The following is a 14,355-nucleotide window of genomic DNA, read 5'->3' on the forward strand; positions in this document are numbered from 1 at the left end:
CCATAGCATAAGTAAAACGAGATAGGTTATGGAGTCGATAGCGTTAAACCACCAACAGCGACTTGCGCCAGAGTCGCTGAACACGTCAAAAAGACCTCCGTCCACCGGGTATTTTACGGCCACGTTAGAGCACCATCATTATAAGGTGTTATGTACGCGGATCCGTCAAGGCTTTGCCAAGCACTATGATGCGGATATCAACCAATTTATGCCGTTATTGGTTTGTTTGGTGACTACCAAAGAGCGCTATTGTTGTTTCGGCCTACGCAGTGCCAATGAGCCCTTGTTTATAGAGAACTATCTGCCTCGGCCTTTGTCGTCATATCTTAAGCAGTGGCAGATAGCGCCGCAGCAATGTGTAGAAATGGGTAACTTAGTGTCGACACACAGCGAGACTACATTATCTCACTTTGTGATCCTTGCTAAGGCGTTGAAACAAGCACATAAAAAAAGCCTACTTTTTTGCGCCACGGCCCACATACGCGCTTTACTATCGCGGATCGGGGCACCGTTTGAGGTCGTGTGCGACGCTCAACCCGAGTGTTTAAGCGATCAGGGGCGATGTTGGGGAAGTTATTACTTTAACCGCCCTCAAGTATGTCGCGTCGATATAGATTCTGTGTGTAAGCACATAGATAACACGCCTAAGTTACAAACACTGGCCAACAGCCTAAGTGAGGAAGTGAACACCCTAGCTTGGCAGGGGAAAATGCTATGAACCACAAGTTATGGCCGTTGCCATCGGGCAGCCACATTAGTGACGAGCATACCACCTTGACAGCTAAACAGCTCGAACTCGCGGTATACCAGCTAGCACAACAGCTAAGCATAATGTCGGCGCGATGTATCGCATTAGAGCTAGATAATGGCGTACCGTGGATGGTATTGGATTTGGCCATGCAGCAAGCAGACGTTGTTGCGTTGCCGCTCCCTGCGTTTTTTACCCCACAACAGCGCCAGCATGCCCTAGATACTGCTCAGCCAGATTATGTGCTCAGCGATTCTTGTCATCAAGGTCAATCACTGTGGGTGGCAGGCACTGAATTGCGACTGACAAAGCTTGAGTATAAGCAGCAAGCTCAGGCCTTTCCTAAAAACACCCAGAAGATCACTTTTACATCGGGCTCTACTGGCAACCCAAAAGGGGTGTGTTTGAGCAACAAACAGCTCATTCAAGTTGCCAATTCGCTCGTGCAACGCACGACCCTGACTCAGGCGAAACATTTGTGTTTACTTCCCCTCGCAGTATTGCTTGAAAATGTGGCTGGTATGTATGCACCCTTACTGACGGGAGGGCAAGTGCATGCGCCAAGTTTAAGAACACTTGGATTCAATGGTATCGAGCTTGTACAACCACAGCGGCTGTTGACCTATATCAGCACCTTTGCACCGCACTCGTTGATCCTTGTTCCAGAGTTGCTTAAGGGTTTAGTGCAAGGGGCTGAGAATGGCTGGCAAGTGCCTACGTCATTGCAGTTTATCGCTGTGGGTGGGGCCAAAGTCAGTGCCAAACTCATCGTACGCGCAAGGCAATTGGGTCTGCCTGTTTATCAGGGGTATGGCCTTTCTGAGGCCGGCTCGGTGGTGAGCCTTGCAACTGAGGGCTGCAATAACTTACACAGTGTCGGCCGACCACTAGAGCATGTTGAATATCATATTGAAGATGGCGAGTTATGTCTTGTTGCACCTCATTTCTTGGGGTATCTCGGCGAGCCACACTCTACCCAGCAGCACTATCGAACTGGCGATCTCGTGCGCGTGGAAAAGGGTGAGTTATTTATTATCGGTCGAAAAAGTAACCGCCTTATTTTAGCGAATGGCCGCAATGTTTCCCCCGAGTGGCCGGAGTCTGAACTGTTAAACCAAACTGCAGTTACTCAGGCTGTGGTATTTGGCGAGGCTCAAGCCCACCTTGTGGCGTTGTTGTGGGCGCCTGAAAATGTATCCGACCAGCAATTAAACAGCGCACTAGCGCGTGTCAATAAAGCACTGCCAAGTTATGCGCAAATCATGCGTTACCACCGCCTTGTAACTCCTTTATCTGTGGACGCTGGGCACCTAAGTGCTAACCATCGGCCAAAACGCGCCGCTATCGCGCACGCATTCAGCGATATTTTAAATGATTTATACCAGGAGCAACCCAAAATGACCTTCTTTGAACAGCTAGTGGCTAAAACCGAGGCGCAACGTCAATATTTATTGTCAGCGCCGATTATTAGTGAAGCATTGGCCGGTAAGGTGAGCTTAGATCAGTACGTCGCCTTTTTAACCCAAGCTTATCATCACGTAAAGCACACTGTGCCGTTACTTATGGCCTGTGGTGCACGCGTCTCTGAACACAAGGAGTGGCTACGAGACGCGCTCGCCGAATACATTGAGGAAGAGTTGGGGCACCAAGAATGGATACTCAATGATATTGCTGCTTGCGGCTTTGATAAAGAGCAAGCCCGGGCCAGTAAGCCAGCTATGGCGACAGAGCTGATGGTGAGTTATGCCTACGACACCATAGCGCGAAACAATCCGCTTGGATTTTTTGGCATGGTGCATGTACTGGAAGGAACCTCGATAGCACTTGCAGATTCTGCTGCAAGCGAAATAAAGACGTCATTGGCGCTGCCTCAAAAGGCGTTTACTTATCTCACCTCCCATGGCGCCTTAGACCAAGAACATGTGAAGTTTTTTCAGGGGCTTATGAATCGTATTACTGATACAGATGATCAACATGCGATCATCCATGCGGCGCAGCGCTTTTACCACCTTTATGGGAATATCTTTCACTCTTTGAGCGCCGAGCACGGTCTCGCCAAAATCCGTGACCAGCAGGTGAGCGCATGAGCCAAGCTATCGCCGTACTCAGCGGAGCCACTGGCGGCATCGGCCAAGCCATCGCCAAACGCTTAGCGCAACGTCACTATCGTTTGGTGCTGCTTGGGCGCCAGCAACAGCTGCTTGATTCTTTAATAAGCGAGTTGCCAAGTCCTCAATGTGGTCACCATATCGGGCTCAGTGTCGATTTGGCAATGACCAATGATATTAACCATGTTATTGATTTAATTAGTGGGATTGGTCGTTGTGACTTGCTCATTAACAATGCCGGTGTCAACAGTATGCAGCCCCTACAGACGCTCTCGACTACACAAATCGATAATATGTTGAGCGTCAATATTCGTGCGCCAATGCTGCTGAGTCAAGGGTTATTGGCGGCTTTGAGCCAAGCTCGGGGCACCATTATTAATGTTGGTTCGTCATTCGGCGCCATCGGTTACCCCCTGCAAAGCCATTACTGTGCGAGCAAATTTGCATTACGTGGTTTTAGCGAAGCATTAGCTAGAGAGCTCAGCGACAGCGCGATTACCGTCAAATACTTCGCCCCACGAGCAACACACACGGCGATCAACAGCGACAAAGTGGTGGCGCTTAACACGGCACTCGGTAACGCTATGGATACGCCTGATTATGTAGCCGATGAATTTATACGCCTACTCGACTCTACAGAGCGCCAACGCAGTGTTGGCAAGAAAGAAGCATTCTTCGCCAAGGTGAATGCACTATGGCCAACCTTGGTTGATAACGCGCTAGCCAAGCAACTTCCTGTTATTAAAAAGCTAATGAGGTGAGCTATGAAGACATCATTTTTATCTTTGATCTTCACTGTGGCACTGTGCCACTCCCCAGCCTACGCAGATGAACCACCTATCAGTGTCGCTGAGCTGATGAGCCAATGGGCACACGTTAATTATGAGCTACAAGATGATGACCAAGAGCAGGCTTTTGAAGCGCTGATGGGGACTGCCAAAGATTACACCCACAAGTTTCCACAAGATGCAGAGGGTCATATCTGGGCAGGTATTATTTATTCCAGTTTTGCTGGTGCGAAAGGGGGGCTAGGTGCCTTGGGTTTGGCAAAGCAAGCGAAGCAAGAGTTGGAGTACGCTATCCGTTTAGATGGCAGTGCTTTACAAGGCTCTGCTTACACTAGCCTGGGGACCTTGTATGCGCAAGTACCGGGTTGGCCTATCGGCTTCGGTGACGATGATAAAGCCAAAGAACTGCTACAGAAGTCGCTGCAAATCAACCCTGAAGGCATTGACGTTAATTACTTTTATGCTCAGTTCCTCTATGATGAAAGAGAATATAAAGAAGCGAAAACCTATCTGCTTAAGGCCCAAGCCGCACCACCTCGCTTGGCTCGCCCGCTTGCAGATAAGTATCGGCAGCAGGAAATTAGCACTTTATTAGCTAAAGTTGAGCGTAAATTACGCCGTTAATAGGGGAGAGTTGGGTTGCGGCTTTTGTTAGTTGAAGACGATGCGCTCTTGAATCAAGGGCTGACGCGAACATTAGGCAATGAGGGCTACGCGATGGAGTCGGTATCAGACCTAGCGTCAGCTCGCGCATATATCGCCAGCGACGATATTGACATGGTGATTTTAGATTTAGGCTTGCCCGACGGTGATGGACTCACCTTGATGAGCCAAATAAAAGGGCGCAAAAAGCCGCTGCCGGTGTTGATCTTAACGGCACGAGATAGCTTAGATGATAAGATTAAAGGCCTTGATTTAGGTGCTGATGATTACCTTGTGAAACCCTTTGAAGTGGATGAGCTGCTTGCTCGACTGCGGGTGTTGTCGCGGCGTATCAGTGGCGTCACCTCTAGTTTACTGCATTGTGCTGCACTGCGTCTTGATTTAGCTGCGCATCAAGCCTGGGTTGACGAGCAGCCGCTGTCCTTACCGCGTAAGGAGTATATGTTGCTGAAAGCATTGATGGAAAACCAAGGCCGAGTGTTATCAAAGGAGCAGCTAGAGCAAAAGTTATATCAATGGGGCGAAGAACTCGGCTCAAATGCCATTGAGGTCCATATTCACCATTTGCGTAAAAAGCTGCCAGCTAACATGATCAAAACATTGCGGGGCATTGGTTACGTCCTCGCACGTGAGCCTCAATAAGCGCAGCGATGATGAGTATTCGTGCGAAACTTTTGTTGTTATTGATATCAGTGATGGTTTTGACCTTATTTTTGGCTTTGGTTGAGGGCTACCAACGCAGTTTAGCCCGCGCCGAGACGTTATTTGATTCACATTTGCATACCCAGGCCGAGGTTCTTTTTCACAGTGGCGAGATAGCACCACAAAGTTTACCTAATGTCACTTGGCAGCGTTGGCATCAGGGCGATATTGTCGCTGGCTCGACAACTTGGCTGACGCAGCCCGAGCAATCAGGCATGAGTACCCTCAATGCACAAGGACAACGCCTGCGTGTGGCAACGTATTGTCAAAACCAACAATGTGTTGCCGTTGCTGAGCCCATCGCTGAGCGTTTTGCGCTTAGTGAGCAGCTGATCATGGCCATGGTAGTGCCTATGTTGTGGGGTATGGCCCTGCTGGCGCTGTTAATTAGTATCGTAGTGAAGCGTGCATTGCGGCCTTTATCGCAGTTGTCACAGGAATTGAAAGGGCGGGCCGCTCACGATTTTACCTTGTTGCAGATGCAACCCAATGAGTCGGAAATTAAGCCGGTTGTGCAAACGCTCAATGAGCTTTTGCATCGCACCGAGCAAGCGTATTTGCGAGAACGTTATTTTGCCAGTGATGCCGCACATGAACTGCGCACACCGCTAAGTGCAATGAAAATTAACTTACATAACTTACAGCAGCGCTATGATGACGATGATGCGCAGGCGCTCGTGGAGAGTGTAGAGCGGCTAAACCATTTAGTTGAACAAATGCTCGCGCTGGGGCGCACCTCTTCCCATCAGTGGCAGGATAAGCTCGGGCCGCAATCCTTGGCACAGTTATGCCAAGTCTGTATTGCCGAGTTGTACCCGCAAATTGAAAAGAAACAGCTGGATATCAGCTTAAATGGAGAGTGTCGTGACATTCAGGGTGAAACCTTTACCCTTTCAGTGATGATAAAAAACATTATTAGTAACGCTGTGAAGTACACACCTGAAGGGGGTAAAGTGGTGATAGAGCTGCAAGACCTCGGCGCTGAGGTGATACTGAGTGTCAGCGATTCAGGCCCTGGCATTGCTACTGATCTTCGAGAGCGTATTTTTGACCGCTTTTTTCGTGTCGGTGGGGATAGTCACCCAAGCCATATACCCGGAGCAGGGTTAGGGTTGGCTATCGTGCAGCATGTTGTCGGATTATATCAAGGTAAGCTGGCATTGATGAGCAGTCCCTGGGGCGGTCTGCAGGTGCAGGTCACTTTGGCTAGGCAGCGAGATACCTTATGCAGCGACTGATTTGGATTGTGTTGCTATTGAGCTTACCCGCTAAGGCCGAGCTCAAAGAGTTTCATCTAACCCTAAAAAACCATTTATTTTATCCGTCACGCCTAGAAATTCCGGCGGGGGAGAAAGTACGGTTATTGGTCAGCAATCACGATGCCACCCCGGAGGAATTTGACAGCTTTGATTTAAATCGTGAAAAAGTGCTCTTTCCTGGACGTGTGAACGTTATTTTCATTGGCCCATTAGCACCAGGCGAATATGCCTTTTTTGGTGAATTCTCACCGGATACAGCTAGGGGAGTCGTTATCGTCAAAGCGCCTCAGGAGGGACAATGATCAATAGCGTCATCGTGACCATTAACCAGCTGTTGCCGCTTGCTATCATCGGCGTTTTTGCAATTTACTTTGTCGATAAAAAAATACAAGGCAAACAGTGGGGGGCGCTTGCTTTTTTCGTCACTGTGCCCACCGTGGCTTATATCGCTGCACTTGAGCAATTGAGTCAAGGGTTTAACTATTTAGGCTTTGAATACTCACAAATATTGTTGATTGTGTTGTTGACCCTAAGTGCTGGCGGGCTGGCTTTTTTTCGTAACTTCATTGCAATGCTGGCGCTGTTTGCTTGCGCTACCTGTTTGTATTTAAGCCACTATGTACCTTGGTTAATGCAGCTGCAACTCAATACCAGTGTGTTGCTGGGAATTGGCTTAGGGGTAGGCATTGTGCTCAGTATGACGGTGTTGCTCGTGTTTTTACTCGCCTGGCTGGCACAATGGCTAAATGGTTGGCTCTGTGTTGCGCTTTTTGCCTTGCATGTCAGTGGCCAGTTTATTACTTCGCTAGATATCGCCGCTGGCGCTGGGCTTATCACCTTGCCACAACCACTGTTTGATGGTCGTCAGTGGCTTGATGAGCATAGCCCAATAGGGCGACTTTTAAAGATTCTAATCGGGTACGAGGCGATGCCATCCATATTGTCTGTATGTGTTTATCTTGGCGCTGGAGCTCTCTTGCTACTTGCCGCCTATTGGCAACGAAGGAGAAATCATGCGTTACCTTAGTGGCTTATTGCTGTTCCTCAGCTTGCCCTGTTGGGCTGATGGTATGGTGGTTGATAAGGTGTATCATCCTTATGTTTTACCCTATGAAAAGGAACTCGAATGGCGTTTAGTGTCGCATCAAAGTGACGCTGGGAATGTGCTGGCGCAGCGCATTGGCGGCGGCGGCGCTATTAGCGAGACTCTCAGTGTGGAGCTTTATGCGGTGGGTGAGCGCGATGACAATGGTGATTTTGGTCTTGCTGCTTATGAAACTGAATTGCGCTGGCAAGTTGTGGAGCAAGGTCGTTATTGGGCTGATTTTGGAGCTCTGTTTGAAGTAGAAAAAAGCCATCGTCAAAATGCCTATGAATTTACCACCGGGCTATTATTTGAAAAAGAATTTGGATCGACCAGCTTAACGCTTAATGCATTTGCGGTTTATGAGTGGGGCGCGGATATAGATAGTGAATGGGAAAGTGAGTTTCGAGGTCAATATCGTTATCGCTGGCGGGCTGCATTTCAACCTGCAATAGAGCTATATAGCGGTGAAGATTTTATTGGCATCGGCCCTGGATTTATAGGTTTGCACCGTTTTGCAGGGCAGCGACAGCTAAAGTGGGAGGCAGGCTTTATTACCGAAGTAGGTCATGGCGGCAAAGACCACAGCGTTCGTTTAGCGCTAGAGTTTGAGTTTTAAATGTGCGCCCCGATTATGATTTTGCATTAAGTTGATCGACATGCCATTGTTATCAGTACATTTTCACTCAGTACTGAGTTATTAAACGGGAGCAAAAAATGACAATTAACGCCTATGCTGCGATGGAAGCAGGTAAAGCGCTTGAGCCGTACCAATATGATCCGGGTGAGCTGGCCGCTGATGAAGTTGAAATCGCCGTCGATCACTGTGGTATTTGCCACTCTGATTTGTCGATGATCGATAACGAGTGGGGGATGAGTGAATATCCGCTGGTGGGCGGACACGAAGTGATAGGGCGCATTGAGAAAGTCGGCCGCGATGTCAGCAATCTTGAAGTTGGACAAACGGTAGGCCTAGGTTGGCACAGCGGCTATTGCGGTCATTGCCCGAGCTGTGATGATGGCGACCAAAACCTGTGTGCCAGTGCGCAAGGGACTATTATTGCTCATCACGGAGGCTTTGCCGATAAAGTGCGCGCGCAAAGTAAAAGTGTGATCCCACTGCCTAAGGGGCTTGATGCCAAGGCGGCAGGCCCGTTGTTTTGTGGCGGTATCACTGTTTTCAACCCCTTGGTACAGTTCGACATCAAACCTACCGATAAGGTCGCGGTCATTGGTATTGGTGGTTTGGGCCACTTGGCGCTGCAATTTCTAAACGCCTGGGGCTGCGAAGTCACCGCTTTTAGTTCCAGTGATAGCAAAGCCAAAGAAGCCAAAGAGTTGGGTGCGCATCACATTATTAACTCGCGTTCGGAGCAGGCCCTAGAAGAGGCCGCAGGGCAGTTCGACTTTATTATTTCCACCGTCAATGTGAAGCTTGACTGGAATGCGTACATCAATACCTTGAAACCCAAAGGCCGTTTGCATTTTGTTGGCGCTACGCTTGAGCCGTTAGACTTAAGCGTGTTTGGTTTGTTAATGGGTCAGCGCAGTGTATCTGCTTCCCCAGTGGGCAGCCCAGGAACCATCGCTAAAATGCTCGATTTTGCTGCGCAGCATAACATTGCTCCACAAATCGAAACCTTTAAGTTCGATGATATCAACGCCGCCCTTGACCATGTTCGTGAAGGCAAGGCGCGTTATCGCGTAGTGCTAACGCGTTAATACATCCTGATACGGATTATATAATTTTTGTTGATACCAAGCCGCTTTTTCGATAGCTGAGAAAGCGGCTTTTATATTGGCCACCAATTGAGGGTCGCTATCGACATTAGCGGCGAGATAGCCATATACACTTAATTGCTCGATATCTCTGACAAAGCGAAGCTCCTTGGTGGGGACATTAAACTGTTTAGCCATAGCACCAAGATAATTGGGGTCATCAATTACTAAATCGACTTTGCCCGAAAGCAGCAGTCGATAGGAATGTTTAATATCAGCGGTTTGTACGGTGCTAAACTGACGATCGGCAAAGAACTTGGCGCTGATATCGCCGCGCTGCACAGCAATACGATAAGGACGAGCGTCGTTCACTTGGCGTAAGTTAATTTCAGAACGTGAAGCCAAGGTAACAAAACCTAAGCGGAAATATGCCACTTTGCCTAACCATTGGAATTTATCGAGTCTGTCGGGGGTTTTGGCAACACTGTAAAGTAAGGTGTTAGGCTTTTTTTGTGCCAGGTGAAAAGCGCGTGCCCAAGGGTACATATTGATAGTGGCATCAACATTGGCTTTAGAGAGCACATGGCGGACTATATCGGTGCTGCTACCACCTATTTGACCATTGATCACTAGTTGGTTGGGCGGGCTCAGCTCTGTGACCACTTCAATAGGTTGTGCAGCAATGCGCGTGGTCGATAATAAAATCATTAACCACAGCGTAAAGCGAGCTAAAAACAAAGCCATAAAGCGATAAACCAAAGACACAGCACTTGTTTTTAGAATAGATAAGTTCACAGCGAATTGCGATGATTTTTTGCCCTAAACGATAAAAGGGCCTTGCGGCCCTTTGGTGAAGTATCGTTCAAGTTAGCTATTGCCTTAACCCCTTAAAACAATAACCTAGGCCGAGGAGGCCCTGTTTTGCAACTGTGGCTTCTCTTTGTTTCTAAGCAATAGAGAGGAAAAACCCAGCAATTGCGGCGCTCATGAGGTTGGCCATAGATCCTGCCAACACTGCTCTGAGCCCTAGGCGTGCGATGTCCTTTCGCCGGCTTGGCGCCATACCGCCAATCCCACCTAGTAAAATGGCTATCGAAGACAAGTTAGCAAAACCACACAGCGCAAAGGTAACAATGGCTTGAGTGTGTTCGCTTAACTGGTCGCGATAATTTATAAAGTCTAAATAAGCTACAAACTCATTGACGACTAATTTCTGGCCGATAAAACTACCGGCAATAATGGCTTCGTCCCACGGTACACCTAATAACCAGGCCACCGGCGCGAAAACATACCCGAGAATTTCTTGTAGCGTGAGCTGTGGGTAATCAAACCAACCACCAAACCAACCCAATACGCCATTAAGCAATGCAATCAGGGCCACAAATGCAAGCAGCATAGCGCCTACATTCAAAGCAAGCTGCATCCCGCTTGATGCACCTGATGCGGCTGCATCGATAACATTAACGGGCTGCTCGTGGTCGCCATCCAGTTCAGCCAAATCTTCTTTCGGGGTTTCTGTCTCTGGCACAATCATTTTTGCCATAAGGAAACCACCTGGCGCCGCCATAAAACTTGCGGCAATCAAATACTGTAAATCGACGCCAATTTTGACGTAGCCGGCCATCACTGAGCCCGCCACCGTCGCCAATCCACCGACCATTACCGCAAACAACTCCGACTTAGTCATAGAGGCAATAAACGGCTTTACAATAAGTGGTGCTTCGGTTTGACCAACAAAGATGTTTGCCGTTGCCGAGAGCGACTCTGGACGCGAGGTTTTTAATAACCGTTGCAGCGCCCCACCGAGAATTTTAATAACCCAGTCCATCACCCCGAGGTAGTACAATACCGCCACCAAGGAGGAGAAAAAGACAATGACCGGCAACACTTGAAAGGCAAACAAAAAGCCTAGCGTTTTTTCCGAGGCCAGTGGCCCAAACAAAAACGTAATGCCATCGGTGGCGTAGCTAATCACTTGCGCGACCGCTGCCGACATCTTAGCGAGTATGTTTTTGCCAAATTCAAAAAATAATACAAAGCCACCGATGATGACTTGTAATAAAAAGGCGATACCAACTGTACGCAGGTTTATTGCTTTACGGTTCGTTGAAGCGCCGAAAGCGATGGCGAGTAGGGCTAGCATACCCACCAAGCTCATTAATGTTGTCATGCCCGATGTTCCCGTTATTCTTGTAGTAGGTGTTTGATTTTACTTTTTATTATATCGATTGCTACACGGTTCTTACCGCCTCGGGTCACCACTAAATCGGCGCTGTGCTTCGAGGGCTCAATAAACTGGTAAAACATCGGTCGCACTGTTCGTTTGTATTGTTCAACCACCGATTGCAAACTGCGGTCACGTTGTTCAATATCGCGCTGCATTCGGCGCATCAAGCAAATATCCAGTGGCGTATCGATAAACACCTTAATGTTAAATTCGTCGCGAAGTGCTGGGTCACTTAATAACAATATACCTTCGACAATGAGTATTTTTGCTGGCAACACTCGACGCGTTTCGGCGCTGCGAGTGTGTTCGCTATAATCATAAATTGGCACATCAACTGACTCTCCCGCACGCAGATTGCGTAGGTGAGTCACCATTAACTCATGCTCAAACGCATCGGGATGGTCATAATTGGTTTTAATACGATGCGCCATCGGTAAATGAGACTGATCACGGTAATAGGCATCTTCCTCTATAATGGCGATGGCCCCCGGCTCTAGTTCATTTACCAACTCGTTATATATTGTTTGGCTAAAAAGCGACTTCCCTGATGCAGACGCACCAGCGATCGCGATAATCGTTTGTGTCACAGACAAGCACCCAGACTGATGTAAGATAAAGGATTACTTTAGCAAATTCGCTGCTATTAATCTCTGAAGATGTCGTCCTTTACTGCTGTCTAGCGCCTTAGTGACGCAAATCCTCACGTTATTCCGACAAATGTAGCTATTATTAAGTGGTCAAAATAAGGACTTATGTCCGCTGAATGTGAACAGCCATCGTCAGTTGCGGCTGCATTCATAGCAACCCACAAAGCACGGACTTTTGTCCTGTGTCGCCTAGTAACAAGTCGTTAAAGTGGCTCTATAAAACCACAAAAGTGAGGTGAGTATGGCACGCGCAATTATCCTGATGGCTGATAGTTTAGGTATTGGTGCAGCTCCAGATGCTGATAAATTCGGTGATGTTGGCGCCAACACACTCGCTCATCTTTTGCAGGCATACGAGCAAGACAAGGGCCAGCCATTGGCATTGGCAAACTTGTCGCGTTTAGGGTTAATCGATGCATGTGAGGCTGCATCGGGGGCGAGCATTAACATTAATGAACGCCAACAACCCCAAGCAGCTTGGGGCTATGCGAAAGAGCTTTCCAGTGGTAAAGATACGCCCTCAGGGCATTGGGAAATGGCCGGTGTGCCGGTGTTGTTTGATTGGGGCTACTTTCCCGTTGAACAACCGTGTTTCCCGCAAGTATTCATTGATGAGCTGATTGAGCGTACAGGTATTCTTGGCATCTTAGGCAATTGCCATGCCTCGGGGACCACTATTATCGCCGAGTTAGGTGAAGAGCATGTGCGCAGCGGTAAACCGATTTGTTACACCTCCAGTGACAGCGTGTTTCAGGTGGCCGCTCATGAGCAAAGTTTTGGCCTAGATAAACTCTATGAAGTATGTGAAGTTGCACGGACACTACTTGATGAGCATAACATTGGCCGCGTTATTGCCCGCCCCTTTGTGGGGGAGAGCAGCGACGACTTTGAGCGCACCGGCAACCGCCGTGATTACTCGGTGTTGCCACCGGCGCCGACGGTGCTAGATAAACTCGCGCAAGCCGGTGGTGAGGTGATCAGTATTGGCAAGATTGCTGATATTTATGCGCACCAAGGCATCACCCAAAAACACAAAGCGCCGGGCCTTGAAAACTTGCTCGAGAAAACCGAGCAAGTGATGGCTGAAGCGCCGGATAACAGTCTGATTTTCACCAATTTGGTGGATTTTGACGAAAAATACGGTCATCGTCGCAACGCTATCGGTTATGCCGAAGCTTTGAAAACCTTTGATGACTTTTTGCCGCGTATTTTCGCGCAAATGAATGACGACGATTTATTGTTAATCACTGCGGATCACGGCTGTGATCCCACTGCAGCTGGCAGCGATCATACCCGTGAGTATGTCCCTGTCATTGCCTATCGGCCGGGGATGACTCCGGTGGCGCTGGGCGAGCGTGAAACCTTTGCCGATATGGGGCAAACCTTAGCGCAGTGGTTTAACTTACCTGAGCTAGACTATGGTACAGGGTTTAAAGCGGCGCTAGAGCGCTAAGAACGAATAGCAAGAGGATAGAATATGAGCACGCCACACATCAGCGCAGCCCCAGGTGATTTCGCCGAAACGGTACTTATGCCAGGCGATCCACTTCGTGCGCAATACATCGCTGAGCACTTTTTGGATGATGCCAAACAAGTCACCAGTGTACGTAATATGTTTGGCTTTACTGGCACCTATAAAGGTAAGCCTGTGAGCATCATGGGCTCGGGAATGGGTATTCCCTCTATGTCTATCTATGCGCGTGAGCTGATTGTTAGCTTTGGCGTTAAAAACATTATTCGCATCGGCACCTGTGGTGGCATTGCCCAAGACACCAAAATTCGTGATGTTATCTTTGCCCAAGGCGCAAGCACCGACTCTAACGTGAACCGCGCTCGCATCAGTGGTTACGACTACGCCGCGATTGCCGATTTTGGTTTGTTAGAAAATGGTGTGCGTGCAGCCCGCGACTTAGGCATTGATGCCAAAGTAGGAAATGTATTCACCACCGATACCTTCTACCAGGCTGATGGCAGCTTTTATGAGCAGCTAAACAAACTGGGTGTGTTAGCGGTGGATATGGAAACCGCTGGTTTATACGGTGTAGCTGCTGAATATGGTGCCAAAGCCATGGCGTTGTTTACTGTGAGCGATCATGTGATCACCGGCGAAGCAACCCCAGCGGAAGAGCGCCAAAGCACGTTTAACGAAATGGTTAAAATCGCGCTTGAATCAATTTAAATAAATTTAGTTAACGCAAAGAAGCGTCTTTGCGGTGCACTATGCCATCTGCCCATGGCCAGTGCGCACAGAGTTCCTTGGTAATACGTAAATACGTTAACCCAAAGCCCCCACCTTTTAGGTGGGGCTTTTTTATGTCTTTAAATTTAACACTAGTGAAATTTTTTTCATCTTATGTTTACAGGTGTAATTATATCTGTATGATCTCCGCCGCGTATTTTGTATCTGTAT

At 48.4% G+C, this 14,355-nt stretch carries 15 protein-coding genes and 1 pseudogene; 13 read left to right on the plus strand and 3 right to left on the minus strand.

The window, feature by feature from the left end; translation table 11 throughout:
- Positions 1-28: 28 nt before the first annotated feature.
- The 11 genes and pseudogenes from MHM94_RS01645 to MHM94_RS01695 all read left to right on the plus strand — a co-directional run bounded on the left by MHM94_RS01645 (position 29) and on the right by MHM94_RS01695 (position 9,074).
- Entirely contained in the window at positions 29-718 is a 690-nt protein-coding gene (locus MHM94_RS01645; RefSeq protein ID WP_235418520.1) for a thermostable hemolysin, read from the plus strand.
- Positions 715-1,680 (plus strand): annotated as a pseudogene (locus tag MHM94_RS01650) (AMP-binding protein); the annotation flags it as partial. The gene MHM94_RS01645 and the pseudogene MHM94_RS01650, both read left to right, overlap by 4 nt.
- Before the next feature lie 465 nt (positions 1,681-2,145).
- Positions 2,146-2,835 (plus strand): iron-containing redox enzyme family protein, encoded by a 690-nt coding sequence (locus MHM94_RS01655; protein WP_235418796.1) that lies wholly within the window; start codon positions 2,146-2,148, stop codon positions 2,833-2,835.
- Positions 2,832-3,617, plus strand: a complete 786-nt coding sequence (locus MHM94_RS01660) for an SDR family oxidoreductase (protein WP_235418522.1) — start codon at positions 2,832-2,834, stop codon at positions 3,615-3,617. Before MHM94_RS01655 ends, MHM94_RS01660 begins: the two co-directional genes overlap by 4 nt.
- Before the next feature lie 3 nt (positions 3,618-3,620).
- The gene (locus tag MHM94_RS01665; RefSeq protein ID WP_022944782.1) at positions 3,621-4,268 is read left to right on the plus strand and encodes a tetratricopeptide repeat protein; all 648 of its coding nucleotides are present in this window, start codon (positions 3,621-3,623) and stop codon (positions 4,266-4,268) included.
- Positions 4,269-4,283: 15 nt separating this feature from the next.
- Positions 4,284-4,949, plus strand: coding sequence for a response regulator (locus tag MHM94_RS01670; RefSeq protein ID WP_235418524.1), 666 nt, complete (start codon positions 4,284-4,286; stop codon positions 4,947-4,949).
- Between the two features lie 8 nt (positions 4,950-4,957).
- Complete coding sequence (locus tag MHM94_RS01675; RefSeq protein ID WP_235418525.1) at positions 4,958-6,247, plus strand: ATP-binding protein; 1,290 nt, start codon at positions 4,958-4,960, stop codon at positions 6,245-6,247.
- Positions 6,235-6,570 (plus strand): cupredoxin domain-containing protein, encoded by a 336-nt coding sequence (locus tag MHM94_RS01680; RefSeq protein WP_138548116.1) that lies wholly within the window; start codon positions 6,235-6,237, stop codon positions 6,568-6,570. Before MHM94_RS01675 ends, MHM94_RS01680 begins: the two co-directional genes overlap by 13 nt.
- Positions 6,567-7,295, plus strand: coding sequence for a hypothetical protein (locus MHM94_RS01685; protein ID WP_235418527.1), 729 nt, complete (start codon positions 6,567-6,569; stop codon positions 7,293-7,295). The genes MHM94_RS01680 and MHM94_RS01685 overlap by 4 nt, the downstream gene beginning before the upstream one ends.
- Positions 7,282-7,971: a hypothetical protein gene (locus MHM94_RS01690; protein ID WP_130146114.1), complete on the plus strand. Its 690-nt coding sequence runs from the start codon at positions 7,282-7,284 to the stop codon at positions 7,969-7,971. The genes MHM94_RS01685 and MHM94_RS01690 overlap by 14 nt, the downstream gene beginning before the upstream one ends.
- Before the next feature lie 98 nt (positions 7,972-8,069).
- A complete protein-coding gene (locus MHM94_RS01695; RefSeq protein ID WP_022944788.1) occupies positions 8,070-9,074 on the plus strand; it encodes an NAD(P)-dependent alcohol dehydrogenase in 1,005 nt (334 codons plus the stop codon).
- Here MHM94_RS01695 and MHM94_RS01700 read toward each other — a convergent pair.
- The 3 genes from MHM94_RS01700 to udk all read right to left on the minus strand — a co-directional run bounded on the left by MHM94_RS01700 (position 9,063) and on the right by udk (position 11,885).
- Complete coding sequence (locus tag MHM94_RS01700) at positions 9,063-9,866, minus strand: transporter substrate-binding domain-containing protein (protein WP_235418529.1); 804 nt, start codon at positions 9,864-9,866, stop codon at positions 9,063-9,065. The two genes, MHM94_RS01695 and MHM94_RS01700, sit on opposite strands and share 12 nt — an antisense overlap.
- Positions 9,867-10,017: 151 nt before the next feature.
- Positions 10,018-11,241, minus strand: a complete 1,224-nt coding sequence (locus tag MHM94_RS01705; protein WP_022944790.1) for a NupC/NupG family nucleoside CNT transporter — start codon at positions 11,239-11,241, stop codon at positions 10,018-10,020.
- A gap of 14 nt (positions 11,242-11,255) precedes the next feature.
- Positions 11,256-11,885, minus strand: a complete 630-nt coding sequence (udk, locus tag MHM94_RS01710) for a uridine kinase (protein WP_022944791.1) — start codon at positions 11,883-11,885, stop codon at positions 11,256-11,258.
- A gap of 301 nt (positions 11,886-12,186) precedes the next feature.
- On the opposite strand from udk, the gene MHM94_RS01715 reads away from it, so the two are divergent.
- The gene (locus tag MHM94_RS01715) at positions 12,187-13,398 is read left to right on the plus strand and encodes a phosphopentomutase (RefSeq protein ID WP_235418530.1); all 1,212 of its coding nucleotides are present in this window, start codon (positions 12,187-12,189) and stop codon (positions 13,396-13,398) included.
- Positions 13,399-13,422: 24 nt separating this feature from the next.
- A complete protein-coding gene (deoD, locus tag MHM94_RS01720; protein ID WP_022944793.1) occupies positions 13,423-14,124 on the plus strand; it encodes a purine-nucleoside phosphorylase in 702 nt (233 codons plus the stop codon).
- Positions 14,125-14,355: the final 231 nt, after the last annotated feature.

Origin of the sequence: Pseudoalteromonas sp. CNAT2-18.1, from assembly GCF_022347865.1 — a bacterium.
GTDB classification, from domain to species: domain Bacteria; phylum Pseudomonadota; class Gammaproteobacteria; order Enterobacterales; family Alteromonadaceae; genus Pseudoalteromonas; species Pseudoalteromonas ruthenica.

What these genes read in the sequence shown, in the direction of transcription:
- MHM94_RS01645 (WP_235418520.1), top strand. Translation starts at nt 29, where the DNA reads ATGGAGTCGATAGCGTTAAACCACCAACAGCGACTTGCGCCAGAGTCG.
- MHM94_RS01680 (WP_138548116.1), top strand. Translation starts at nt 6,235, where the DNA reads ATGCAGCGACTGATTTGGATTGTGTTGCTATTGAGCTTACCCGCTAAG.
- MHM94_RS01695 (WP_022944788.1), top strand. Translation starts at nt 8,070, where the DNA reads ATGACAATTAACGCCTATGCTGCGATGGAAGCAGGTAAAGCGCTTGAG.
- MHM94_RS01690 (WP_130146114.1), top strand. Translation starts at nt 7,282, where the DNA reads ATGCGTTACCTTAGTGGCTTATTGCTGTTCCTCAGCTTGCCCTGTTGG.
- MHM94_RS01675 (WP_235418525.1), top strand. Translation starts at nt 4,958, where the DNA reads ATGATGAGTATTCGTGCGAAACTTTTGTTGTTATTGATATCAGTGATG.
- MHM94_RS01705 (WP_022944790.1), bottom strand. Translation starts at nt 11,241, where the DNA reads ATGACAACATTAATGAGCTTGGTGGGTATGCTAGCCCTACTCGCCATC.
- MHM94_RS01655 (WP_235418796.1), top strand. Translation starts at nt 2,146, where the DNA reads ATGACCTTCTTTGAACAGCTAGTGGCTAAAACCGAGGCGCAACGTCAA.
- MHM94_RS01685 (WP_235418527.1), top strand. Translation starts at nt 6,567, where the DNA reads ATGATCAATAGCGTCATCGTGACCATTAACCAGCTGTTGCCGCTTGCT.
- MHM94_RS01665 (WP_022944782.1), top strand. Translation starts at nt 3,621, where the DNA reads ATGAAGACATCATTTTTATCTTTGATCTTCACTGTGGCACTGTGCCAC.
- MHM94_RS01715 (WP_235418530.1), top strand. Translation starts at nt 12,187, where the DNA reads ATGGCACGCGCAATTATCCTGATGGCTGATAGTTTAGGTATTGGTGCA.
- MHM94_RS01660 (WP_235418522.1), top strand. Translation starts at nt 2,832, where the DNA reads ATGAGCCAAGCTATCGCCGTACTCAGCGGAGCCACTGGCGGCATCGGC.
- deoD (WP_022944793.1), top strand. Translation starts at nt 13,423, where the DNA reads ATGAGCACGCCACACATCAGCGCAGCCCCAGGTGATTTCGCCGAAACG.